The sequence below is a fragment of the Gilliamella sp. Choc5-1 genome, assembly GCF_001690595.1.
In the GTDB taxonomy this organism is placed as follows: domain Bacteria; phylum Pseudomonadota; class Gammaproteobacteria; order Enterobacterales; family Orbaceae; genus Gilliamella; species Gilliamella apicola_M.
Genome location: NZ_LZHH01000109.1, coordinates 17,328 through 41,658, shown reverse-complemented (window position 1 = coordinate 41,658; position 24,331 = coordinate 17,328). Strand labels below are relative to the sequence as shown.

Genomic DNA, 24,331 nt, shown 5'->3' with positions numbered 1-24,331 from the left:
ATTCTACTCAAAAGCTAAATCAATTATCCACAACCATAAAACGGCGATTTTCAGTAACGATTTGCAAAAAGATGGGTAAACTAATTTTTTCTGCTTTTTGCAATTTACCATTAATATCATAAATTTTAGAACGACCAAAAGCATCTAAGACAACCGTTTTATCATCATAAAGTGCAGCTATAGTATTTTCATCACCAGCAACTAGCCATTGTCTAGACTTTTGAGTAAATAGGTTTTTACCTTGACTGTATTGCTGAGGTGGCGTAGTAACATAAAATGCGTCTTGCATTAATGTAAGCATAATATCAGTTTGCGAAGTTGCTTTTGTTATTTGGGCACGGCCTTTATTTGGCCATGATATAATCAATGGTACTTTTAATGATTCTCTGTTAAAGTCGCTTCCTGCATTGCGTAACGCTACTTTTTTCACCTCGTCAATTTTAATATCATTCGAACCAGTAATAACAATAATCGTATCATCATAGGCATTAGATAATTTTAAATAGGCAATTAATGATTCAATGTATTGATCTAGCCTTTTAGCTTCTGATTGAAGATCAGATATCATGATTTTTTTATTTTTATTACCCAATGAATATTGGATTATAGAAAACAAAGGTGCATGATTAGCAAGGCTATTTTGTTCTTCATGCCAAGCCCTCCAGTTTTCTGTTATTTGTTTATTAGATTGTTTTTTAGGTTGTGGTATTGAAAAATTAGATAACAAAGCTGAACGATATAAAGGTTCAGCAAAACCATTTTCCGAAAATAGACCTAAGTTGTAGTGCTGTTTTGTAACGACATCAAGCAATACAGACGGTTTATGTCCAACAAGGATACTATTATAGTAGTTAGGATCTAATCCATAAAACAATGAAAAGTCATTTAAATAGGACTGATTACTTGCTCCATAATGATTAGCAAAGAAAATATTATCTTGAGAAAATTCATTTAACCACGGCATATGTTGAGTTAATAAATTAGTATTCCACCCTTCAATAACAATCATTAACACATTATTTTTTATTGTCTTTTGATTATAAACAATATTTCCTAACGGATATTCAATTGCCATCGCAAAAGGATTCCCTTCTTGAGCAACACGATCACGATAACCATTTTCTTTAATAAAGCCATAACGTTCAAGAAAATGGCGAGCAGTTAAAGGATAAGAAAGTGGTAGGCTTGAACGCTGCATAGTAATTGGTCGATAAAAATTAGCATCAGCCCAGATATGAATCAAATGTGAGGTAACAAAACAAAGAATAAAAAGAATTACTACAGGCTTTGCATAGCGTTTACGTTTACTTAAGCTACGTAATTTTTTCCAGCTCCATACCGAAAATAAAATTTCAATCAACAAAATAAACGGAATAGCAATAAATACCGTACTTAAATAAGTAACTTTTTGCGATGAAAATAATTGCCAAATAGACAAATTAAGGTGCATTCTAAAATGCGAAAAAACTTCAATATCAATAATTAGTAATGAAAGACCTACTGTTGCAAAAACCGTTGCAATTATCCTTTGCCATCGAGATGAATGAATGAAAAAACTTAACGGAAAAAGCAGAATCAAATAAGCAATAAAGGTCAAATAGCTGAAATGTCCGATTGCACTAATAATTGCATAAAATCGCCCCATAAAAGTACGAGGCCAATCTGCAATAAATAAATATTGACTACCTAGTAAAATTACAACAAAAATATTAAACAACGTAAACCAATGCCCCCAACTAACAATTTGTGAGGCACGATAGTCTTTGAAGTAAGTATTTTTGATTTTGAGCATATTAAGTCGTTGCTAATAGTGATTGTTAAGATAAATAAACAATAAATTATGTTTTAGTTTACCTGATTTTAAAAAATCTTTCTGTAAATTTTTTATTTGCTACCATAAAGATTTTGGTAATCTGTTGGCGATACATCGGATACTTGTTATAATTTCAAAATGAAATAAGTTAACAAAAAGATAAAAACTTTGGCAATTAAACAACTCAACGCAAAACAGATCCAGCCTGATTTATCCTATATTTCTGAACTTAGAAACAAAACTAATAATTCAATATCATTAGCATCAGAAAAATCAGAACATTTACTCATGTGGCAACCACGTGTGGCCTCTGCCTTAGCACTGTTATGCCCACCCAAAAGAGTATGTTATAGCCCCCGCTTTATGTTGCTTAAAGCTCCTGAAAGTGAGCTTTTTTTTGATTTACTAAGACAAGCCATTAAATCTGATTTATCTTCACCTTCATTAGGCTATAGTTATTTTTTTAGCGAAAGTAAAATTACGCTGACCAATGCAAAGAGCAAACAAGATAATTTTGCAGCCCAAGACAATTGTTTATTTGCATCTTCTGTTGATAGTGAAAAACTATTTGGTTGTGTTAGACAACCTGAAAATAGCCCTATAAAATTACAAGCTGGACTTGTTCATCGTGCTAATGGCGGCATTTTAATTTTAGGCCTTCGCTCATTACTTAGCCAACCATTGTTATGGTCTAAATTAAAACAAATGGTAATAAAGCAAGAGTTTGAATGGGTTTCAGCTGACGAATCTCATCCTTTACCTTTGTCTATTCCTCCTATGCCACTTGATTTACGAATCATTTTAGTTGGGGATAGATTAAGTTTAGCAGAATTACAAGATTTTGAACCTGAATTTTATTCAACTTCTATCTATACTGAATTTGAAAATGAATTACCAGTCAAATCACCCGAGCAAATAGAACGCTGGATTAATTACTTAAAATTTATCGCTAATAAACAACAATTACCTAATATTGACACCTTAGCTTTAGCAAAAATTTACAAAGAGGCTACTCGCTATACTGGTGATCAACATTACCTCCCTCTTTCGGTAGATTGGATTAATTCGCTATTAGTTAATGCTACACACTTTATGCAAAATAATGTAATCGATGAATCAGCCATCACTTCTGCTATAAAGCAAAAATCATGGCATGAAAATTATTTGCAAGAAAGGCTACATGAGGAGATATTTAGTAATCAAATAATGATTAATACTAAAGAGCAAGTTGTTGGTCAAATAAACGGCTTATCAGTAATTGAATACCCTGGGTACCCAAAAGCGATTGGTGAACCCACTCGTCTAAGTTGTCTTATTCATTTTGGTGATGGAGAGATAATTGATATAGAACGCAAAACAGAATTAGCTGGTAATATTCACTCAAAAGGAATGATGATAATGCAGGCATTTATTATGTCTGAATTTGCTATCAATCATCAACTACCTTTTTCAACTTCTTTAGTGTTTGAACAATCTTACAGTGAAATTGATGGCGATAGTGCTTCACTTGCAGGGCTTTGTGCAATCATTAGCGCTTTATCACAGCAACCTATTGATCAACAATTGGCTGTTACTGGTTCAGTAGATCAATTTGGTCATGTCCAATCAATTGGTGGAGTGAACGAAAAAATTGAAGGATTTTTTGCTGTTTGTAAACAACAAGGTTTAACTGGACAACAAGGCGTAATTATTCCAGCCACTAATCAACGCCATTTAAGTTTAAATGATGATGTTATTGAAGCAATCGATCAAGGAAAGTTTTCAATATGGTCTGTTGAACATGTTGCTGATGCGCTTTACCTACTAACAGGTATTCCTTATAAAGATAAAGATAGCATTAATCTTTACCAATTGATTCATGCACGTATGCAAGCAGTATTGTTGCAGGACAAAAAACAAGATAGTTGGTTAAGTAGATGGCAAAAATATTGCAAAAAGTAACAATACCAAATAAACTTTGGTTCAAAATTTTATTAATTACGAAATAGGAAAAGAGAGTTAGTTAACTTTCAATTTTTCAAAACATGTTTTAATTTACATTAAATAAAAGGTTTTTTTATGACATTTGAACGTAAATCATCGTACGATAAAGCTGATTTAATTAAATCAGGCAATAATGAATTATTTGGTCATGATGGACCACCATTACCATCTGATTTAATGTTAATGATGGATCGTATTATTGAAATGAATGAAAACGGTGGCAACTTTGGCAAAGGTTTTGTTGAAGCTGAACTTGATATTAATCCCGATTTATGGTTTTTTAAATGTCATTTTAAAAACGATCCAGTTATGCCTGGTTGCCTAGGACTTGATGCTATGTGGCAATTAGTTGGATTTTATTTAGGTTGGATTGGTGGTAAAGGGAAAGGCCGCGCTTTAGGTGTTGGTGAGGTAAAATTTACTGGCCAAGTACTACCAACCAATAAAAAAGTAACCTATAAAATCCATTTCAAACGTGTTATTAATCGCAAATTAATTATGGGTATCGGTGATGGTGAAGTTTTTGTTGATGGTAAGCTTATTTATCAAGCATCTGATTTAAAAGTAGGTCTATTCCAAGATACCAACGCTTTTTAATTTAAAGCTACTCATTCTGTCAGCCTTATTAAATACAAATAAGGTTGACATCATCTCTTTTTTATTAAATCCATATTTAGTTATAGCATGAAAAATCCTGTATAATGCTACAAATTTTTATACTTTTTTATTTATAATGAATCGTTTAAAACCTTTATTAATTTGTATTATTTTATTTTTTTTATCAAACACACTAGTTTATGCTGATTTCAATGGTAAAGTTGTAAAAGTAATTGATGGCGATACAGTTGATATCTTAACTATCAAAAAACAAAAAATCCGTGTTCGTCTACTTGATATCGATGCACCAGAAAGTAAGCAAGCTTATGGTAATGCATCACGAAAATATTTGGCTTCACTCATTGCAGCTAAAAATGTTTTTGTTAAAGAAAGTAAAAAAGATATCTATGAGCGAAGTTTAGGTACTATTTTTTTAAATGAAGTGAATATCAATGAAAAAATGGTTGAAAATGGTTATGCTTGGGCATACCGTTATAAAGGAGTTGCCAATAATAAGTTAATGGTAAAGCTAGAAAAAATAGCTAAACAAAACAAAAAAGGGCTATGGAAAGATAAACATCCAATAGCCCCATGGAATTATCGCCATAATAAACGATAAATTATACTCAAAAAATCTTATTTTTTAGGTAAACTTGCTTCAACTTGTTTAAGTAACTCGATACCTTGTTTACAAGCTGCTTCTTGAGCATCTGCAGGCATTGACGAAACTTGTTGTTTACCTGTTTCTAAGTTTTGTTTCATCATATCTGATTGTTGTTTAGTTAGAGAGTCTTCAGGAATAGCTTTAACTAAACTATCAACTTTATCAAAATAGGTTTTACATGATTCAGATAAATCCGCTGCCATAGAAATAGTAGAAAAACCTAATAGCGCAACAGATAATAATAACTTTTTCATTTTCTTCCCTTATATCATAAATTTATTAGAAATATCATTAAAAATGATAATTAATGCTTGAAATAGCCAAGATATAATAAAGAATTTTGGAAGGGAAGTCTATATATACAAAATTAATAATGATCACTTAACATGTTCATTTATTTATTTGTATTATTTTTTAAATACTAAATGTTCGATTTGTGTATATAGTTCAATTCCCTTTTTACATGAAAATTCTTGCTTTTCAATTGACATCAAGGAAATTTGTTTTTTTGTAATTCTATTTGTTGTTTGCTTGCTTCATTTTCGGGAACAAGCTTAACTAAATTATCAAGTTTATTAAAATAAGTTTTGCAGCTTTGAGATAAATCAGCCATAGCAGTAGAACAAAGCCCTAAAAGCCAATAAATAACAGTAATTTTTTCATTGTATTTCCTTACATTTATATATATTAATAATAATTTACTAAAAATAAAAAATTGTACACTTAAAATAACCAGAATATAATACTGAAAGACTTTAGCTGAAGTGCTATAGAATAAATCACTTTATGAGTAAATATTTTGCTCATAAAGTGATAAACAAAAAGATAAAGAATAGTTTTTAGATAATTGCAACATCTACAGCGGCAGGACCACGCGGGCTATCTTGAATAGAAAATTCTACCTGTTGCCCTTCCCCTAACGTTTTGAAACCATCGCCTGAAATTGCAGAAAAGTGTACAAATACATCTTTGCTACCATCTGCAGGAGAAATAAAACCAAAACCTTTACTTTCGTTGAACCATTTAACTTGACCAGTTTTCTTAGACATAATAATCTTCCTATAAATAAATTAATCTCAGCCACTAAGGGCTATATTTAAAAACATAAAACCTAGATTACTTATTAACACTAAGAAGAGGGTACTGAAGAAAACTAATTCCAAGGACGAAGTAAACTACAAACTATATATATCTAAATGTTATAAAATAAATCCGCATGTCGTATGCTTGGGTCTATTTACTCATAATTAGTTTGCTAATGCAAGCAATCTTTTTTAAAAGATTGCTTATTATATTAGTAAAAATAATTCATAACGCTAATTTAAAGATATAACATTATAAATTTTATCATATTAATCTTTTGCCATTATTTGAGATTTTTTTATTGTTGCTTCTACTGCATTAATAACTGCAGCTCTAAATCCTTTTTCTTCAAGCGCATGAACGCCTTCAATAGTCGTACCTGCTGGCGAACAAACCATATCTTTTAATTCGCCTGGATGCTTCCCTGTTTCTAATAATAGCTTTGCCGATCCCAAAACAGCTTGTGCTGCAAACTTATAAGCTTGTTTTCTTGATAACCCACCTTTTACTGCACCATCAGCAAGTGCCTCAATAAACATAAAAACAAAAGCAGGAGAAGAGCCACTAGCACCAATAACAGCATCAATTAAATATTCAGGCACAACTTCGGTTTCACCAATGCAATTTAATAACTTTTTTACAATCAACAGTTCTTCATCAGTAATTTCAGTATTTGGCGTAATTGAACACATAGCAGCATTAACAAGTGCGGGGGTATTTGGCATAACACGAACAATTTTTTGTTCATAACCAACACATTTTGCAATTGTTTTAATAGTAACGCCCGCAGCAATTGAAATAACGATAGTGTTCTTTTTTAATTCTTTTTGAATATCATTAAGTACATCCACAATCACATTGGGTTTAACGGCAACAAATACAATATCCGACTCACGAGCAACCTCTCTTGCAGAATCAAGATTATTGATAGCATAATTTTGATTCAGCATTTGGCCTTTATCAGGATGGGGGTCATAAACATACATTTGTGTTCCTGATACAATATTGCTTGCTAAAATACCTTGCAGTATCGCATTACCCATATTGCCTAAGCCAATAAAACCAATTCGTTGATCCATTTATTACCCTCTTTTGCAAAAGACTATTTGGAAGATTATAAATGATTTTAAATATAAATCTCAAAATTTTGTATCAAAAAAATTCAACATCAAGTTTTATAAAAGAGTAAATGATGTTAACTTTTTGGCATCACTTGCATTCCATATTGTTGCCCTGTCTGCATAAGTGAAAAAATCTGCTTAATTTTACCTTCATTAATCAAATTACTAACAGCTGATGTATTGATAAGGATTTCAAATAACGCTTTACGACCATTCTCCGTAGGTACTAACTGTTGACTGATAATTACTCTTAAATTATTTGATAATTGCATGCGAATAAAATTACGCGAACTTTCATCAAATACATCAATAATACGATTAATACTTTGAACAGCAGAACATGTATGCAACGTAGCAAAAACTAAGTGCCCTGTTTCTGCTATTGTCAAAGCCGTTTGAATCGCTTTTTTATTACGTAATTCCCCAAGCAAAATTATGTCAGGATCTTGCCTTAAAAGACTATCAAGTGCATGATCAAAATTTGTAAGCTCCCTTTGTTGAATTAATGAATGTTGATTGTGATAAATAAATTCAATAGGATCTTCTAAAGTAATAATATGCTTAGATTGAGTTAAATTAATATGCTCAATTAATGATGCAAGCGTCGTTGATTTGCCACTTCCTGTGGCTCCAGTAACTAAAATAATACCACTTTCATACGTTATTAGTTTTTTAACAATGTCAGGCACACCTATTTCAGCGAGATCGGGAATATGATTTTTAATGATTCGAAACACCGCCGAAATACCGCGCTGTTGATAAAAGATATTGACTCTAAAACGGCCTATTTCAGGGGATTGGTAAGCTAAATCAATTTGTTTATTTTTCTGTAATTGTGTTTTTTGTGATTGATTAAGTAACGTTAATAGCTCAGTTTCTAACTTTAAATGTGATAGCTTTTCATTAGATAAACACTGTAATTGTCCATTAATGCGAATGCGTGCAACTTCACCACTTGAAAGGTGCAAATCGGATGCTTTTTGCGTTACACTAAGCGACAACAACGAATTTAACATTACATTTGACCTATTAGTTTATTAATTGGGAATTAACATGAATACAGTACGTGACAATTTACTTACTATAAAAAGCACCATTCAAAAAATAGCAGAAAAATGCGAAAGAGATCCCAATACAATTGAACTTATTGCGGTCAGTAAAACAAAACCTGTGGCCTTAATCAAACAAGCAATAGATGCAGGCCAACTTTCTTTTGGTGAAAACTATGTTCAAGAAGGTGTTGAAAAGATCCTCCACTTTAAACAAACACAGCCCAACACTCCATTAACGTGGCATTTTATTGGGCCATTACAATCGAACAAAAGCAAATTAGTTGCCGAACACTTTGATTGGATGCATACCATTGATCGCTTCAAAATTGCACAACGTTTAAATGACCAGCGCCCTACATCAATGGCTAAATTAAATGTATTAATTCAGGTCAATATTAGCCACGAAGCAAGTAAATCAGGAATTTTACCTGAGCAAGTTGCTGATTTGGCTAAGCAAATAATTGCACTACCCAATTTAAAATTACGCGGTTTAATGGCTATTCCTGAAATTGAAAATGATTTTGACAAACAATTACATGTCTTTACCAAAATGCAGGAACTGTTACATTCTTTACAAGCCGATTACCCATTTATGGACACATTATCTATGGGCATGAGTAACGATATGCAAGCTGCGATTGTTGCAGGTAGCACAATGGTTCGCATCGGCACGGCAATTTTTGGAGCAAGGCAGTATTTGTGATATATTGCCTAGATAATTTATTTTAAGGAGTCTTAAATGGCATCGCTTTATTTTTTAGGAAAAACCCTTTTAACGGCATGCTTATATGCTTTAATTTTGCGCATATGGATGCAACGTGTACGGGTCAATTTCTATAATCCATTTACCCAATTTATTGTCCGAATAACCCAGCCAATTATTGCACCACTGCGCAAAGTTATTCCTTCTATTAAACAGATAGATACGGCGACATGGGTTGTTTTATACTTTTTTGCTTTTATAAAAATTACCTTTATTGGCTATTATGGAATCATCAATAATTTAAACTGGCCTATTGGATATCTTTTATATGCCGTTGCAGCCATCGCTCACGCATTTGGACATCTATTATTTTGGTTATTACTATTTAGAGCAATTTTAAGTTGGGTAAGCCGAGGACAGTCGAATGCCGATGAGTTGCTTGCCCAACTAACAGAACCATTTATAGCACCAATTCGACGCATTGTACCACCTATTGGTATGATCGATATTTCATTTATGATTTTTGTATTTATTTTGATGTTTTTAAATATGTTTGCTACTGATATCATGGGATATTTATGGTTTGTACTTTAAATTCAGATAAGTAGGAACAACAGCTTCCTTAAATTGTCACCAAAAGGCTCGCTAAAAGTGAGCTTTTTTGATCTAATCAAAAGTAAATAAATAACTATAAATTTTTCCAATACTGAAAGTTAACCAATAAAAAAGGTGTTATTACAAGTAAAAAACGGTCAGGAAAAAATTGATTTTATTTCAGTTTTTTTATTTCTCTTTTTTAAAGAATATGGTCTTCCCAACAAATTACATCTTTTTCATAAACAATTCGATTTTTAACCGAAATTTTTAGCTTGTGCATAAGTTTCTTATTGCCCGTAATAAGCGGATGCCAATCTGGTAATTGTCCTGTCTCAGAAAAATATCGATAAGTACAAGTTAATGGCAACCATTCAATAGTAAGAAGATTATCACGAGTCAACTTGATACAATCAGGTTCGTAATCAAAGCGATTATAATAGTGTTTACATTGACAAGTATTAGAATCAAGCAAATTGCAAGCGACATTGGTATATAATATTTCGTCAGTATCTTCATCCATTAATTTATTTAAGCAACACTGGCCACAACCATCGCAAAGTTGTTCCCATTCGTCGTCACTCATCTGTTCTAATGTTTTGTTCTCCCAAAATGATTCAATCATACTTTAAAATCATCTTCTTTTAACATTTGTAAAAAAAATCCATCAGTTTTGATTTTTTCTTCAATTTCATCCGAAGTTCCCACCACAAAACGTCGTTTGCCATCAAGAAGTACTTTCATCACAAATACCGGCGAACCAAAAATAGACATTATTTTTTCAGGAATAGTCGAAAAATCATTTTCATTTTCCATATATAAATAACAATTTTCTTTTTTAGTGCTTCGATAAATATAACACCACATCATAAAATAAAACCTTTACTCATCAATATTATATAAGACAATTTTGTAAATAAACACCAGCGCCAAATAAACCTGGATCTTCATGTGTTATCACATAAACAGGAACTTTTTTGACTAAGTATGACATACGGCCTTTATGTTCAAAAGCCTGCCTAAATGGTGATGCTTTAAAAAATTCAATAAAACGCGGTACAATCCCACCTGCAATATAAACACCGCCTTGCGTATTAAGCGTTAATGCCAAATTACCACCAAAACGCCCCATAAAAGTACAAAAATAGGTTAACGTTTGTAAACAAAGTGGACAACTTTTTGATAGAGCTTTCTCAACAATAATATCGGGTGTAATCTCTATTACTGGTTGATTATTAATTTGTAACAACGCTTGATAAATATTGACAATACCATTGCCTGATAAAAACCGCTCGGTAGAAACACGCCCAAATTTTTTGCGTAGTTCAGCTAAAATCCGATCTTCATCATCACTTATCATTGGCAGTTCGGTATGTCCGCCCTCTCCTGGTAACGTAACCCAATGTTCATTGACTTTAATCAGATGTGACACACCAAGCCCTGTTCCTGCACCATAAATCGCAATGGGATAATTTAAATCAGGTTCATCACCACCAATTTTTACAAGATCTTGTTTTGGTAGTTTAGCAATTGACATTGATACCGCTGTAAAATCATTAATCACTTCAAGCTTAGTCAGGTTTAACTCTTTAACAAGCTCTGAACGTGAAAATGACAAATTGTTATTTGTCATTTTTATCACATCACTATCATCAATCGGGCAAGCGATAGCAATACATGCCATTTTAACAATTACCGATTGGGCTGCTAAATAATTTTTAATTAATGTTAATAACACATCATCTTTTGCAATAAGTACTTTAGTAATTGAAGATAATTCATTGGTTGCTAAGTTATAAAGTGCAAATCTGGCATTGGTTCCACCAATATCGGTGACTAGTGCATATTGATTCATGTTATTTCCTTTATGATCAATTCATTTCTATTCAAACAACAAGTTTAACTATCTAATAGTTACATTAAAGTCACTCAGCGATTCTAAATAGCGACGACAAAATGATTTTTGCCATACTATTACCATATCAGTGAGTAATAGCAACGTTAAGTAAATAGATCTATAACCACTTCTTAAGTTTAAAGTAAATATAAGGCGCAACACCTGCTAGTAACATTAATAGTAACGAAAATGGGTAACCATATTCCCATTTTAATTCGGGCATAAATTCAAAGTTCATACCATAAGCCGATGCCACCACTGTTGGTGGTAAAAACACAACCGAAACCACCGAGAAAATTTTAATAATTCGGCTTTGTTCAATATTAATAAAACTGGTTGCTGCTTGCATTAAAAAGTTCACTTTTTGAAATAATGATTCATTATGCGGCACAAGCGATTCAATATCTCGAATCACTTCACGAGCTTGTTCTAGCTGATCTACAGGCATTTTAGCACGACGAACTAAATAATTGACCGCACGCTGGCTATCCATTAAACAAAGGCGCACTTTCCAAGCCGTATCTTCAAGTTCAGCTAATGAGGTAATAGCCTCATCATAATGTTCTTGCGCTGAGCGATCCATAATAATTAAGCTCAACTCTTCAAGTTCACTATAGATATTTTCAATTTGATCGGCTAATTGTTCAACTTTTACTTCGAATAAATCAAGCAGTACTTCATAAGGGTTGCCATCACCCATAGTTTGATAACGTGAACGCATTCGATATAAACGAAATGCCGGTAAATCGCGTTCGCGCAATGTAAATAAACGGCCATTATGCACAGTGAAAGCGACCGTTGAATTGCCCGCACGATCTTCTGCATCTTCGTAAAAAAAGAAGGAATGGACATGTAAACCCTCATTATCTTCAAAAAAACGCGCTGATGCTTCGATATCATCTAACTCAATACTGGTTGCTAAGTTTTGTCCTAAATGTGTTAAAACAAAGTCACGATCAGCTTCTTCTGGTTCAATTAAATCAACCCAAGCCGCATTATTTATATCGCCTTCATTAATTTTTACCAATTGTTTGTTTTTTAATCCAAACGCATTAATCATAAAGCCTCCTATTGAGGAAATTTTTTAGAACATTACATTAACAAATGTTCGGCATTATACTCGTTATAGCAACAAATTCCTATGTTAAAACTAACCTTTCTTTATTTTTATAAAAAGAGATCAAAATTCCATAATTGAATTAAATTCGCTGATATTACTGCAGTCTCATGTTACAATACGCAGCTTAAATACTTAGTGTAATTTTTAGGAGTCAATAATGGCCAGTCGAGGAATAAATAAAGTCATTTTAGTTGGTAACTTAGGTCAAGATCCCGAAGTTCGTTACATGCCTAATGGTAACGCCGTTGCCAATATTAGTATTGCGACATCAGAAATATGGAAAGATAAACAAACAAATGAAAACCGTGAACGAACTGAATGGCATCGAGTTGTTATATTTGGTAAATTAGCTGAAATTGCCGGCGAATACTTAAAAAAAGGTTCACAAGTTTATCTTGAAGGGCAATTACAAACTCGAAAATGGCAAGATCAGTCAGGGCAAGATCGTTACACAACAGAAGTTGTGATCAACCCAATTGGCGGTACTTTACAAATTTTAGGATCACGCAATGGCGGAGAAAACATGGGAGATAGTTCGCAAAATTGGGGACAAAGTGCCAATAACACTTCATCAGCGCCAATGGCTCAATCTCGTCCTACAACACAAAATGCGCCAGCACAACCTGCAGCGACACCAGAACCACCTATGGATTTTGATGACGATATTCCATTCTAAAACACTCCTAATGTGTAGATAAACAAAGAGATGTTTACATTTTATTATTAAAGCAATCCTCTAAACTATAAAGCGATTTTGGAAAATCGCTTTATAGTTTTAATCGTATTATACAATATCAATCGCTTAAGCATTTGTTGCCTATCTTTTCAATCGTTAAATATTTGCTGATTATTTGCTTCATCTCAATTAAAAATACATAACAGCATTTTTTAAATTTTTAGATTTTTAATATCTAAACGGCATAGAATCCTGAATATTTTTTACAGTAATTACTCAAATTGCTGTAAAAAATACAAAAAAATCCCTGAAATTTATCAATTCAACATCCACAAATATTTTTTAGTGTAATATCAGCACGTTCTTATTTTTTCAAAATTTAAAATACTGTAAATAATTTTAATAAACTTTTTCTAGGTTAATAATAAAATTGGAGGCTACATCGAAAAATTCAAACAAAATTCTTTTTTTATGGCATCAACTGATAAGCTGATTATTTATATAAAATAAATATGTTAGGCTCTAATGCGACAGTCTTATTCTCTTGATTTATTAGCTATCATGTTTTCTTTGGGGTGTTTACCATTACTGTTTTTACCGCATCTATTATCTGATCTTCAATGGTATTTCATTGCCACTATTTTGCTTGTTTTAGTGTTGGTGGTTCCGGTTAAATTTCGTTTTAATTTATCTATTATTGTTGTATTTAGTTTAAGTTTTTTATGGTCTGTTGCTTATTCTAAGCAATATTTAACCCATATTTCACCTTATATTGATAAAACGTTAGTGGTTAAAGCAAAAGTTGTAAATATCAATACCCATCAAAAAGCAGCTGCAATATCGCCTTATTATTTGTCATTTTCTATTTTTTCTATTTCGGGTGTTACACTTTCTAATGATATTCCAATTTCAGTTTATTGGGATAACCCAGCAACGCCACAATCAGGGCAAACTTGGCAATTAACGTTAAAAACCAAAGTGGTGCATAGTTATCTTAATGAAGGGGGATTTGACAGCCAGCGCTTTTCAATAGCAAACCGACGTTTACTATCAGCAAAGTTAGTTGATGCAAAATTGTTAGACGATGAATCTAATTTAAGGCAATTTATTGTTGATTTAGCACTTCCTTACATTGATTTGTTTGATTATCGAGACATATTGCTTGCGCTTGCGTTTGGGGATCGTTCTCAGTTAGATGAATCCCATCGTATGGTGATGATGCAAACCGGGGTTGCTCATTTAATGGCAATCTCTGGTATGCATATTTTAGTCGTTTTTACGCTTAGTTGTTTTTTGGTTAAGATTGTTCTGTTTTTTATCCCAAAACGTTTTATCTATTTTTTTGTGCCTATTATAATCGGTTGGTTATCCGCAGTTTTTTATGCATGGCTAACTGGATTAAATCCCCCCACTTTGCGAGCTATATTGGCTTTATCTATATGGATCTATTTGCGTTATAAAAAAAATCAAATTAGTGCATGGCAAAAAATTAACCGCATCATTGCATTGCTATTATTATTTGATCCATTGATGATTTTGTCTGAAAGTTTTTGGTTGTCTTGTTATGTAGTAATTAGCTTAATTTTTTTATTTGAGTGGTTACCAATACCTCAAGAAATAAAGTATAAAAAGCGTTGGTACATGGTTAGATTATTGCATTTGCAATTCGGTTTAACTTTATTAATGCTTCCTATTCAATTTTTTGTTTTTCAAGGCGTTAGTGCCGTTTCTATTTTAACCAATTTAATTGCCATCCCTATTATTTCGTTATGCACTTTTCCTACTATTTTATTTGCGTTGATATTCAGTCTTATGGACTGCTTTTATGTCGCATTATGGTGTTGGTCGATTGCTGATAAATCGCTAGAATGGTTATTTTCTAGTTTAAATTGGTTCAATTTGCTATGGCTTAAAGTTCCTGCCAATTTTTATTTGTTAAGTTTTTTAGGTTGGCTTACTGTTGTTATCATACGCACAGGAGTTTGGCGCCGTTTTAGCATTACTCTTGTTGTTATTTTTATGTTACTAATTACGCCTATTTTTGAACAGTCGCATTATCGCTGGCGGTTAGATATGCTTGATGTCGGTCATGGATTGGCAATTGTTATTCATGACGGAAAGTCAGCCATTTTGTATGATACAGGCGCTAAATGGGAAAAAAGTTCAGCAGTAGAAAGGGTTATTATTCCTTTTTTACAGTGGCATAATTTAAATGTACAAGGTATTATTATTAGCCATCAACATAATGATCATGTTGGTGGTTTGGATATGCTACAACGTGTTTATCCTAAAGCATGGTTAATGAGTTCTTCTTCTAGTTTTAATAATGACTATCCATGTTTAGCCGGTCATCAGTTTATTTGGAACGATCTAACGTTTAATGTGTTATGGCCTAATAAATTAGTTGATTATGCTCAAAATGAAGACGCTTGTGTAGTGCAAATTAGTGATGGACAGTTTTCTGTATTATTAACGGGTGATTTAGAGCGCAATCAAGAGTATCAATTAGTGGCTAAATACCGAAACCAGCTAACTTCAACCATTTTACAAGCGCCACATCACGGTAGTAATACCTCATCAAGTTATCCATTTTTAAATCATGTTAAACCAGTAAAGTTATTAGTTTCTACTTCTCGTTATAATCCTTGGAAACTGCCTTCCACTAAAGTAATAAAAAGGTATCAAGATTTACAACTAAATAGTTCTGTTACAGCTAAAACAGGGCAAATAAGTTTATTTTTTGATAAACAAACTTGGCAACTAAAAACCATGCGAGGTGAAATTAAACCTAGATGGTATCATGATTGGTTTGGTAGTTTACCAATTTATGAGTAAAATAAGCTATCTTTGGTTATAAGTGACTATTTTTATAATTGTGATATCAACATTAAGTTATACGCAATTTTACTAAATTTAATTGAGTGATGTTAAAGTTATGATTGAAAAACTATGGTATGGTAAAAATCGTTTATTTTGGTTACTCATACCATTTTCTTTATTATATGGTTTGATTGCTTTTGTTCGTCGCTCTTTATATCGATTCGGTATTTTAAAATCTTGGCATTCACCCGTACCTATTATTATTATTGGCAATTTATCCGTTGGTGGTAATGGTAAAACACCGCTAGTTGTTGGTTTAATTGAATCACTAAAACAAAAAGGATTGCAAGTTGGCGTGGTTTCGCGAGGCTATGGTGGTAAGTCTGACAATTATCCTCTTATTTTAGATAAAACAACAGCCACCGAACAAGCCGGTGATGAACCTGTACTTATTTATCAACGTACTAATGTGCCTATTGCTGTATCTCCACACCGCTCTGACGCTGTTCAAGCACTATTAAAGCAATATCAATTAGATGTTATTTTAACTGATGATGGTTTGCAACATTATGCATTATCGCGCGATATTGAAGTGGTGGTCGTTGATGGAAAACGTTTATTTGGTAATGGATGGTGGATGCCAGCAGGACCAATGCGAGAGCGAGAAAGTCGATTAAAATCAGTTGATTTGATTATTATAAATGGTGACAGTATAAATAACCTAGCTCAAAAATACCCAAATAAGGCCTACAGTATGCAATTAGCACCACGATACGCGGTAAATTTGCTTACTCAAGAAAGAAAACCATTATCTTCATTACAAAATATTTGTGCTATTGCTGGTATTAGTCATCCGAACCGTTTTTTTGATATGTTGATAAAAATGCAAACGAATGTGATAAAAACCGTTCCTTTTGCCGATCATCAAAAATTTACGTTGTCATTATTAAACGATATTGCAAATTGTAACCAAACTCTTTTAATGACTGAAAAAGATGCGGTTAAATGCAGGCAGTTTGCTCAACCAAATTGGTGGTATTTACCCGTTGATGCGGTAATACCCGTGCAAGCAATTGAGCAGATCTGTTCCTTATTAGATAAGATAAGATAAACTCCCAAAGAGAATAAAATATGAAAGAAATCCTTTTGAGCGCCCTTGCTTGTCCAAAATGCCATGGGCAACTACAGTATGATGCCAATAATCAGCAGCTAACTTGTTTAGCGGATAATTTAGTTTATACCATAAAAGATAATATTCCTGTTTTGCTTGAATGCGAAGCACAGCCACTTAATAAACCATTATCTACTCAAGAATAAAAAGATAGGATATTAGTTATGAATTTTTCGGTTATTATTCCTGCTAGATATGGTTCAAGCCGTTTACCTGCTAAGCCGCTAGCGGACATTCATGGAAAACCTATGATTGTGCGTGTAATGGAGCAAGCAAAAAAATCCTCAGCTAATCGAGTGATCATTGCAACCGATCATCAGCAAGTTTTTGATGTAGTCAAAACGTATGGTGGAGAAGTTATTCTGACAAGTGATAAGCATAATTCAGGTACTGAAAGGTTAGCAGAGGTGATTAATACTTATCAATTTGCAGATGATGAGATTATTGTTAATGTACAAGGCGATGAACCTTTAATACCGCCTATCATTATTAACCAAGTGGCTGAAAATTTAGTGCAATATAAAACGGGAATGGCAACGTTAGCTGTGCCAATTGATTCTGTTGAAGAAGCATTTAATACGGATGCTGTTAAAGTTGTGACAGATAAAGATGGTTATGCACTTTATTTTTCAAGGGCTACCATTCCTTGGGAACGCGATCGTTTTGCGAAATCAGCTGAACAGTTAAAACCGTCTAGCATTGGTGATTTTTATCTTCGTCATATTGGTATTTATGCTTATCGTGCTGGCTTTATTCGTCAATATATTAAATGGGCACCATCAACGCTTGAGCAAATTGAGATGTTAGAACAATTAAGAGTACTTTGGTACGGTGAAAAGATTCATGTCGCTGTGGCAAAACAACCTCCAGCAATTGGTGTTGATACTTTAGAAGATTTAGAAAAAGTAAGAGCGTTATTTAAGGAGTAAGCAATGGCAAACTTTACTGGGTTTACGCAAGAAGGGCTTAATTTTTTACAAGATGCTTGGATAAATAACAGCAAACCATGGTTTGAAGAACATCGTGCTATTTATGATAACGATTTAATTAAACCATTTAGGCTTTTGGTTGAACAATTAGCACCAGAAATGCTTAAAATTGATGAATGGTTTGAAACTCGCCCCGCTATTGGTAAAACGATTTCACGCATACATCGAGATACTCGTTTTTCAAATGATAAATCACTTTATCGTAGCCGATTATGGTTGACATTTAAACGACCCAATAAAGATTGGAAAGAAGCACCTGCTTACTTTTTTGAAATTAGTCCAAATAGTTATCAATATGGACTTGGTTATTATTGTTCATCAAAACAAACAATGGATATTTTTCGAGATGAGATTCTTAACGATACTAACAAGTTTTTAACCATGACACGTTGTGTCAAAAAACCATTTGAACTTGTTGGGGAAAGTTATAAACGTCCTTTAATCAAAGAGCAAGATGCCAAAATTGCAACATGGTATAACCGAAAAAATCTCGCAGTTATGGTAACAAGTAATCATATTGAAGACGTGTTAGATAGTGACTTACCCCCAAAATTAATTAAAGGATTTAAACAGCTCGTTCCACTCTACGATTATTTAATGCGAGTGGAAATGATTAAAAATATACCAATGCTTTAGCTTTATTGAGTTTATCCTTTTATATTAGATATTAGGGAAATTTAATATAATTTCTTTCACACCATTAATTATAAATTGTGTTCCAACACAAACTAATAAAAAGCCCATAATTCTTGAAGTGGCCTCAATGCCACTTTTTCCCATAAAGCGCATTATACTGCCAGCACTGCGCATACAAAACCAAAGAATAATACACAATAATAAAGGTACTAATATTGAAGCGGCGTAAACAACCCAAGTAGAAACGTCATATCCCCCACTTTTTATTGTTGAAGACATACTAATTATCATTGCAATCGTTCCAGGCCCTGCTGTACTTGGCATAGCTAGTGGCACAAAAGCGATATTATTTGAGGTTTCTTTCTTTTTAGCATCGGCTTCAAGGGTTTTATGGGATGGCTGTTGTGGAAATAACATTCTAAAGCCAATAATGCCAACAATCATACCGCCTGCAATGCGTAATCCGGGGATTGATATGCCAAATGTACTCATTACTAACTGTCCGCAATAAAACGACACGACCATAATTATAAACACATAAATACAGGTCAATTTTGATTGGTAATTGCGTTCTTCATTGGTCATATCACCCGATAGACCCAATAAAAGTACCACAGTAGTTAAAGGATTAGTTAATGGAATAAATAGAATTAAACCAAAGCCGACAGTTTGTATCAGTTCCAACATAGCTTTTTTTAGATCTAACAAAAATTGTAGCTAAGTATAATTGAAATAAATAAAAAATGATATATTGAGCGTAAGTTAACAGCCAATATTGGGTAATAAATAAGCGTTACAATCAATTACTGAGATTAAAAATAAGGTATAGAAAAATACCGTACCGTTAAAACTACATCATTAAAATGATTTTCGAAGACCCTATAAATAAATTCATAATGTATTTTTCCTCGAAATTACTAAAACTTTTGCTTTCTACCTTTTTAATCTTCAAATATTTACTAATTAACCACATCGCAATTACACGTAAAAACCAATTTTTATTTTTTAAAATAATTAAACGGGATAAACTCCTGAATATTTTTTACAAGAAAATAAATGTTGGTGGCTATTTTTTTATGATATAAACGTCATATCTCTTGTCTGTGATATCACTTTATTTTTATGGATATTTATTACCGAGTTGCTCAAATAACTAAAAGCAATGTAGAGAATTTCTATATATTATTCAAAAATAAATTTATATTTTTTAATAAGTTACGTGCTTAATCAAAATAACAAATAATCTCTATTTTAGAATTGATTAAACACGTCAATTAATGGTTTATGGTTTACTTATTAACAAAATTTATCGACATGATTTATTTTAATCGCGTACTCATTTCTTCTCTAACTTGAGGTACAGTTAAGCCAACAATAATTTGTAATGATTGCCCTTTGTATACAACATTTATTGCCCCATAACTTTGAAAATAAGCCACTTCCTGAACTAATTCTGGATTACTGACTTCAATACGTAAACGAGTTGCACAGTTAGTTAATTGTCTAATATTTTCTTTACCACCTAATCCTTCAATAAAGGCAATTGCTTGTTGAATTATCAAATCGTTAGTTTCAAATTCAGTATCAGATTGATTTGGCGATTTATTCTTTTTACTATTTTTACTATTTTTGTAATCTGATTTAGTAAATAGTTTAATATTAGTATCTGAACGGCCAGGCGTCATAAAATTGAATTTAAGGATTAAGAATTTAAACACAAAAAAGTAAATTGCTGTAAAAGTTAAACCAACAGTAACTTGAATAACATACGCCATCCAATGATTTTCCCCAAGAGGTAACCAGTTTTGGAAGATAAAATCGATAATACCTGAGTAAAAATTTCCTGATACACCAAGCATATACATAATTGCAGCCATTGACGCTGCTAAAAAAGCATGAACAACAAATAACATAGGTGCAATAAAAAGGAATGTAAATTCAATGGGCTCTGTTATTCCTGTCAAAACAGCGGTAACTGTTGCACCAATTAATAGTCCCAATACCATTTTTTTATTTTCTGGTTTTGCTGTTGCATAAATAGCCATTGAAATACCTGAGCAACCAAATACCTTCCCCATACCAATTAACATAAATCCACCCTGAGGAAATAATTCAGTTAATGATTTAGTACTATTAGCAAATTCAGAAATATGAGAAATCCAATAATTAACGGTACCGCCATCGGTAACAATTGGACCAAAATAGATTGGACCATAAACAAAATGATGTAATCCTGTAGGAATTAAAATGCGCTCTAAAAAAGTAAATAGCCATACACCGAATGCACCAGAATTTAAAATGAAAATTTGCAGACTTTGAATACCATTTTGAATAGGAGGCCAAACCAATACCGTCAATATAGCTAGTACCAACATTAAAGGGAAACAGATAATAACGATTAATGGAGTGCCTGTAAATACATTTGCCCATTCAGGTAAACGTAAATCAAAATAACGGTTATGAATCCAAACAGTAAAAGCTGCTGTCATAATTGAACCAACAATTGAAGTATCTAATGTTAATACACCACTAATTTCAATTAATCCTGTTTGCCCTACTTGATAGTTTATACCTAACTGTTCACTCCAAATATCAAGTATTCCTGCAATAAAATAGTTAAATGTTAAATAAGAGATAAAAGCGGCTAATACAGCTCGGCCTGATGCCTTTTTTGCTAATGCAATTGGCAAACCTAAAGCAAACAACATTGGCATATTTTGAAACAAAACTAAGGATGCTTTTTGAAATACACTGACAATTTTAACATAAGTGGATCCTTCTACAGCAAACGGAAACAAATTAGGATTAAGTAAAACGACAGTCAATCCCAATAAGATACCAGCAACGGGAAAGAGTAATACAGGAACAAACATTGCTGCTCCAAAGCGTTGAATTGTATTTCTCATAACATTAACCTTTTATTAATATAATGATTTTGTTATTCTTAAATATTTCTGTACATGTTTGTGAATAACACTAAACGTTTGCATTTACTCAAACGCTAGCATTATTCGTGTTAAACAAAATAATTATTTAAAAAACTGAGGTAAATAGTCTTTATTTTCGTTTAAGATTTCTTCAACAATTACTTTTGCTTTTGGAACGTTAACAACAGTTCTATTTAACGTTAAGGCATTGATTAATTTTTGTTTAGAACCTTCATACCAAGCATCAACGACTAATTTTTCATAACCTAATTGGATTTCTATCATCGCTTTTTGGAATGTCGGAATCTTACCAATAGCAAACGCTTTAGGGCCATCAGAAGTTAACATACAAGGCACTTCAACCATTGCATCATCTTGTATGTTGCTAATAATGCCTTTGTTTGGAACAATCACAAGATAGATATCGCCTTTGTTATAAGCTAGTGATGCAGCAACACGAATCATATAACGACCATGAATATCATCATGAAGCTGTTCACCAACAATAGAATTTTTTTCAATAATACGTTTACACATTTCAAATACTTGTTTTTCACGCCCATTGATAACTTGGCGCGCACGCGTATTATTAATATCTTCTTTACTCACCATTTTTTCTGGATATAAATAGTATTGTAAATAAGTATTTGGCAAAAATTCAGGGTTATCTCTTAACATTGTTTCCATGTTTTTAAACGTTGCTTGCCAAGAAGGATCATTAGCAATAATTGAATCAACTGCTTTAATCCCCTCTTTTAAAATAATATCTTTAATACGTTGAGTTAAATCTTCGCCTTGTTTATTTTTAATTTTAGTAAACCAACCATAATGATTTAAACCAAAGTATTCCGGTACAAAATCCCAAATTTCACAGCCAAGTAATTTAGCGTAGCTCACCATGATTGCTGCAGGCATATCACAAATATTTAAAATTCGATTATCATTAGGAAATTCTCGGTTTAAGGCATCTGCAACAATCGCAGCTGGGTTAGTATAGTTTAAGATCCAAGCATCTTTTTTATATGAACGAATTTCATGAACAAGATCGATCATATCGCCTATGGAACGCAAACCGTAAGCCATTCCACCTGCACCACATGTTTCTTGACCTACACATTGGTGAGATAAGGGGATTTGTTCATCACGCTCACGCATTTTTAAACCACCGGTACGAATTTGCATAAAAAAGAAATCAGAGTTTTCAAAAGCAATTTTTCTATCTGTTGTATAGATGAACTCTTCAATTTCAGGATAAAGTTCTTTAAACATAATTTCAGTTGCTTTGGCATTTAGCTCCTGACGGGCTGCATCAATATCATAAAAAACAACGCGTTTTAACGGAAAATTTTGTTTTTCTGTAACAAGACTTCTCATAATACCTAATGTATAAGTACTACCTGCACCTACAACGGTTAAATTAATCTTTTTCATAACCAATTTCCTCAACTCTATTTGTGAATAAAAAACACATTTATATGTTATCAATAAGTATTAAATTAAATAATACTTATTTAATACTAATGTGAAAAAGATCACAAAATTTTTATCGGTATCAGAAAATAGGCATATAAATGATACTTAACAATAATAGTTAGGCTCAAAGAATAATATTTTTCATTTGATGATATTTTGACTATTGAATGTTAAGATAATACAAATTTCATATGTAGGATATGATTATGAGTAAGCCACTTTATCGACAAATAGCTGAAACTATTGAGAAAAAAATTCGTTCTGGCGAATTAGATGTTGAAGATGTATTACCTACAGAACAAGCTTTACAAGAAATATATAATGTTAGCCGTGTCACTGTTCGCAAAGCTCTTGAACTACTTGAAAAACAAGGATTATTAGTGCGTATAAAAGGAAGTGGTACCTATGTTAAATGTAATTCGGCTAAACACGATGCCTTTCAATTAAAAGGATTTGAAGAAAACATTACCTCACAAGGAAGAATTGCTAGTACAAAAGTAATACATTTTCAGTTAGAACAAGCACAACCCGTTATTGCAAAGCATCTAAATATTGAAGTTGGCACATTGATATACTCAATAATACGTATTAGAACAATAGACGATGAGCCTGAAATTTTAGAGCAAAGTTACATGCCTCTTTCACTATTTCCTGATCTCAGTGTTAAAGTAATGCAAACATCGAAGTATCACTATATTGAAAAACAAAAAGGCTATCAAATATCGCTAAGTAGGCAAGACTTAAAGCCAGTTTTGGCAACTAGCATTGTTGCTAAACATTTAAATATCGAAACAAATTATCCTATATTATGCCTACGTTCAACTAGTGAATTAGTTAATGGCGAAGTATTTGAATATAGTATTCAATATTTAAGGGGATTCCAATATAGGTTTGAATATATTGCACGCAGAGGATTAGAATAAATATCAATTGTAAAAATTACTCACATTCTTTACGTATACAAACATATACAAAAGCTAACACACTATTATAAAGAAAAATAACTGTAATA

At 32.5% G+C, this 24,331-nt stretch carries 25 protein-coding genes; 12 read left to right on the top strand and 13 right to left on the bottom strand.

Annotated elements, in window-relative coordinates:
* Positions 1 to 19 precede the first annotated feature (19 nt).
* Complete coding sequence (locus tag A9G35_RS09455) at positions 20 to 1,792, bottom strand: DUF3413 domain-containing protein (RefSeq protein ID WP_065636637.1); 1,773 nt, start codon at positions 1,790 to 1,792, stop codon at positions 20 to 22.
* Positions 1,793 to 1,981: 189 nt separating this feature from the next.
* Between A9G35_RS09455 and A9G35_RS09450 the strand changes: the two genes are divergently transcribed.
* The 3 genes from A9G35_RS09450 to A9G35_RS09440 all read left to right on the top strand — a co-directional run bounded on the left by A9G35_RS09450 (position 1,982) and on the right by A9G35_RS09440 (position 5,012).
* Positions 1,982 to 3,754 (top strand): AAA family ATPase, encoded by a 1,773-nt coding sequence (locus A9G35_RS09450; protein WP_218057252.1) that lies wholly within the window; start codon positions 1,982 to 1,984, stop codon positions 3,752 to 3,754.
* A gap of 117 nt (positions 3,755 to 3,871) precedes the next feature.
* The gene (gene fabA / locus A9G35_RS09445) at positions 3,872 to 4,393 is read left to right on the top strand and encodes a bifunctional 3-hydroxydecanoyl-ACP dehydratase/trans-2-decenoyl-ACP isomerase (RefSeq protein WP_034909831.1); all 522 of its coding nucleotides are present in this window, start codon (positions 3,872 to 3,874) and stop codon (positions 4,391 to 4,393) included.
* Positions 4,394 to 4,529: 136 nt separating this feature from the next.
* On the top strand, positions 4,530 to 5,012 hold the full coding sequence (locus tag A9G35_RS09440) for a thermonuclease family protein (protein ID WP_065636636.1): 483 nt from the start codon (positions 4,530 to 4,532) through the stop codon (positions 5,010 to 5,012).
* Between the two features lie 17 nt (positions 5,013 to 5,029).
* On the opposite strand, the gene A9G35_RS09435 is transcribed toward A9G35_RS09440, so the two are convergent.
* From A9G35_RS09435 to A9G35_RS09420, 5 genes are all read right to left on the bottom strand, one after another.
* Positions 5,030 to 5,311, bottom strand: coding sequence for a DUF5339 domain-containing protein (locus A9G35_RS09435; RefSeq protein ID WP_065636635.1), 282 nt, complete (start codon positions 5,309 to 5,311; stop codon positions 5,030 to 5,032).
* Between the two features lie 236 nt (positions 5,312 to 5,547).
* Entirely contained in the window at positions 5,548 to 5,670 is a 123-nt protein-coding gene (locus tag A9G35_RS14180) for a DUF5339 family protein (protein ID WP_442903178.1), read from the bottom strand.
* A 226-nt stretch (positions 5,671 to 5,896) separates the two neighbouring features.
* A complete protein-coding gene (gene cspE, locus A9G35_RS09430) occupies positions 5,897 to 6,106 on the bottom strand; it encodes a transcription antiterminator/RNA stability regulator CspE (protein ID WP_065636634.1) in 210 nt (69 codons plus the stop codon).
* 303 nt (positions 6,107 to 6,409) lie between these two features.
* Positions 6,410 to 7,219, bottom strand: a complete 810-nt coding sequence (proC, locus tag A9G35_RS09425) for a pyrroline-5-carboxylate reductase (protein WP_065636633.1) — start codon at positions 7,217 to 7,219, stop codon at positions 6,410 to 6,412.
* A 116-nt stretch (positions 7,220 to 7,335) separates the two neighbouring features.
* Positions 7,336 to 8,277 carry a type IV pilus twitching motility protein PilT gene (locus A9G35_RS09420; RefSeq protein WP_065636632.1) on the bottom strand — a complete coding sequence of 314 codons (942 nt, stop codon included), beginning with the start codon at positions 8,275 to 8,277 and terminating at the stop codon, positions 7,336 to 7,338.
* 37 nt (positions 8,278 to 8,314) lie between these two features.
* Between A9G35_RS09420 and A9G35_RS09415 the strand changes: the two genes are divergently transcribed.
* On the top strand, positions 8,315 to 9,016 hold the full coding sequence (locus A9G35_RS09415) for a YggS family pyridoxal phosphate-dependent enzyme (RefSeq protein ID WP_065636631.1): 702 nt from the start codon (positions 8,315 to 8,317) through the stop codon (positions 9,014 to 9,016).
* A 36-nt stretch (positions 9,017 to 9,052) separates the two neighbouring features.
* Complete coding sequence (locus tag A9G35_RS09410) at positions 9,053 to 9,610, top strand: YggT family protein (RefSeq protein WP_065636630.1); 558 nt, start codon at positions 9,053 to 9,055, stop codon at positions 9,608 to 9,610.
* Positions 9,611 to 9,812: 202 nt separating this feature from the next.
* On the opposite strand, the gene A9G35_RS09405 is transcribed toward A9G35_RS09410, so the two are convergent.
* The 4 genes from A9G35_RS09405 to corA form a co-directional block, all read right to left on the bottom strand.
* Positions 9,813 to 10,235: a YcgN family cysteine cluster protein gene (locus A9G35_RS09405; RefSeq protein ID WP_065636629.1), complete on the bottom strand. Its 423-nt coding sequence runs from the start codon at positions 10,233 to 10,235 to the stop codon at positions 9,813 to 9,815.
* Positions 10,232 to 10,480 carry a YcgL domain-containing protein gene (locus A9G35_RS09400; RefSeq protein ID WP_081300189.1) on the bottom strand — a complete coding sequence of 83 codons (249 nt, stop codon included), beginning with the start codon at positions 10,478 to 10,480 and terminating at the stop codon, positions 10,232 to 10,234. Before A9G35_RS09400 ends, A9G35_RS09405 begins: the two co-directional genes overlap by 4 nt.
* Positions 10,481 to 10,505: 25 nt before the next feature.
* On the bottom strand, positions 10,506 to 11,465 hold the full coding sequence (locus A9G35_RS09395) for a glucokinase (protein WP_065636628.1): 960 nt from the start codon (positions 11,463 to 11,465) through the stop codon (positions 10,506 to 10,508).
* A gap of 160 nt (positions 11,466 to 11,625) precedes the next feature.
* Complete coding sequence (gene corA / locus A9G35_RS09390; protein WP_065636627.1) at positions 11,626 to 12,567, bottom strand: magnesium/cobalt transporter CorA; 942 nt, start codon at positions 12,565 to 12,567, stop codon at positions 11,626 to 11,628.
* Positions 12,568 to 12,784: 217 nt separating this feature from the next.
* Here corA and A9G35_RS09385 point away from each other — a divergent pair, with 217 nt between their 5' ends.
* The 6 genes from A9G35_RS09385 (at position 12,785) to A9G35_RS09360 (ending at position 18,919) form a co-directional block, all read left to right on the top strand.
* Positions 12,785 to 13,303, top strand: coding sequence for a single-stranded DNA-binding protein (locus A9G35_RS09385; RefSeq protein ID WP_065636626.1), 519 nt, complete (start codon positions 12,785 to 12,787; stop codon positions 13,301 to 13,303).
* A 525-nt stretch (positions 13,304 to 13,828) separates the two neighbouring features.
* Positions 13,829 to 16,138, top strand: coding sequence for a DNA internalization-related competence protein ComEC/Rec2 (locus tag A9G35_RS09380; protein ID WP_065636625.1), 2,310 nt, complete (start codon positions 13,829 to 13,831; stop codon positions 16,136 to 16,138).
* Between the two features lie 100 nt (positions 16,139 to 16,238).
* A complete protein-coding gene (gene lpxK / locus A9G35_RS09375) occupies positions 16,239 to 17,234 on the top strand; it encodes a tetraacyldisaccharide 4'-kinase (RefSeq protein ID WP_065636624.1) in 996 nt (331 codons plus the stop codon).
* Positions 17,235 to 17,254: 20 nt separating this feature from the next.
* Complete coding sequence (locus A9G35_RS09370; protein WP_065636623.1) at positions 17,255 to 17,440, top strand: Trm112 family protein; 186 nt, start codon at positions 17,255 to 17,257, stop codon at positions 17,438 to 17,440.
* A gap of 18 nt (positions 17,441 to 17,458) precedes the next feature.
* Positions 17,459 to 18,223, top strand: coding sequence for a 3-deoxy-manno-octulosonate cytidylyltransferase (gene kdsB, locus A9G35_RS09365; protein ID WP_065636622.1), 765 nt, complete (start codon positions 17,459 to 17,461; stop codon positions 18,221 to 18,223).
* A gap of 3 nt (positions 18,224 to 18,226) precedes the next feature.
* Positions 18,227 to 18,919, top strand: coding sequence for a DUF2461 domain-containing protein (locus A9G35_RS09360; protein ID WP_065636621.1), 693 nt, complete (start codon positions 18,227 to 18,229; stop codon positions 18,917 to 18,919).
* A gap of 24 nt (positions 18,920 to 18,943) precedes the next feature.
* Here A9G35_RS09360 and A9G35_RS09355 read toward each other — a convergent pair whose 3' ends face one another.
* The 3 genes from A9G35_RS09355 to A9G35_RS09345 all read right to left on the bottom strand — a co-directional run bounded on the left by A9G35_RS09355 (position 18,944) and on the right by A9G35_RS09345 (position 23,277).
* A complete protein-coding gene (locus tag A9G35_RS09355) occupies positions 18,944 to 19,606 on the bottom strand; it encodes a MarC family NAAT transporter (RefSeq protein WP_065636668.1) in 663 nt (220 codons plus the stop codon).
* A 632-nt stretch (positions 19,607 to 20,238) separates the two neighbouring features.
* Positions 20,239 to 21,825 carry an alpha-glucoside-specific PTS transporter subunit IIBC gene (locus A9G35_RS09350; RefSeq protein WP_065636620.1) on the bottom strand — a complete coding sequence of 529 codons (1,587 nt, stop codon included), beginning with the start codon at positions 21,823 to 21,825 and terminating at the stop codon, positions 20,239 to 20,241.
* Positions 21,826 to 21,948: 123 nt separating this feature from the next.
* Complete coding sequence (locus tag A9G35_RS09345) at positions 21,949 to 23,277, bottom strand: 6-phospho-alpha-glucosidase (protein WP_065636619.1); 1,329 nt, start codon at positions 23,275 to 23,277, stop codon at positions 21,949 to 21,951.
* Positions 23,278 to 23,525: 248 nt separating this feature from the next.
* Here A9G35_RS09345 and A9G35_RS09340 point away from each other — a divergent pair, with 248 nt between their 5' ends.
* A complete protein-coding gene (locus A9G35_RS09340; RefSeq protein ID WP_065636618.1) occupies positions 23,526 to 24,242 on the top strand; it encodes a GntR family transcriptional regulator in 717 nt (238 codons plus the stop codon).
* Positions 24,243 to 24,331 lie beyond the last annotated feature (89 nt).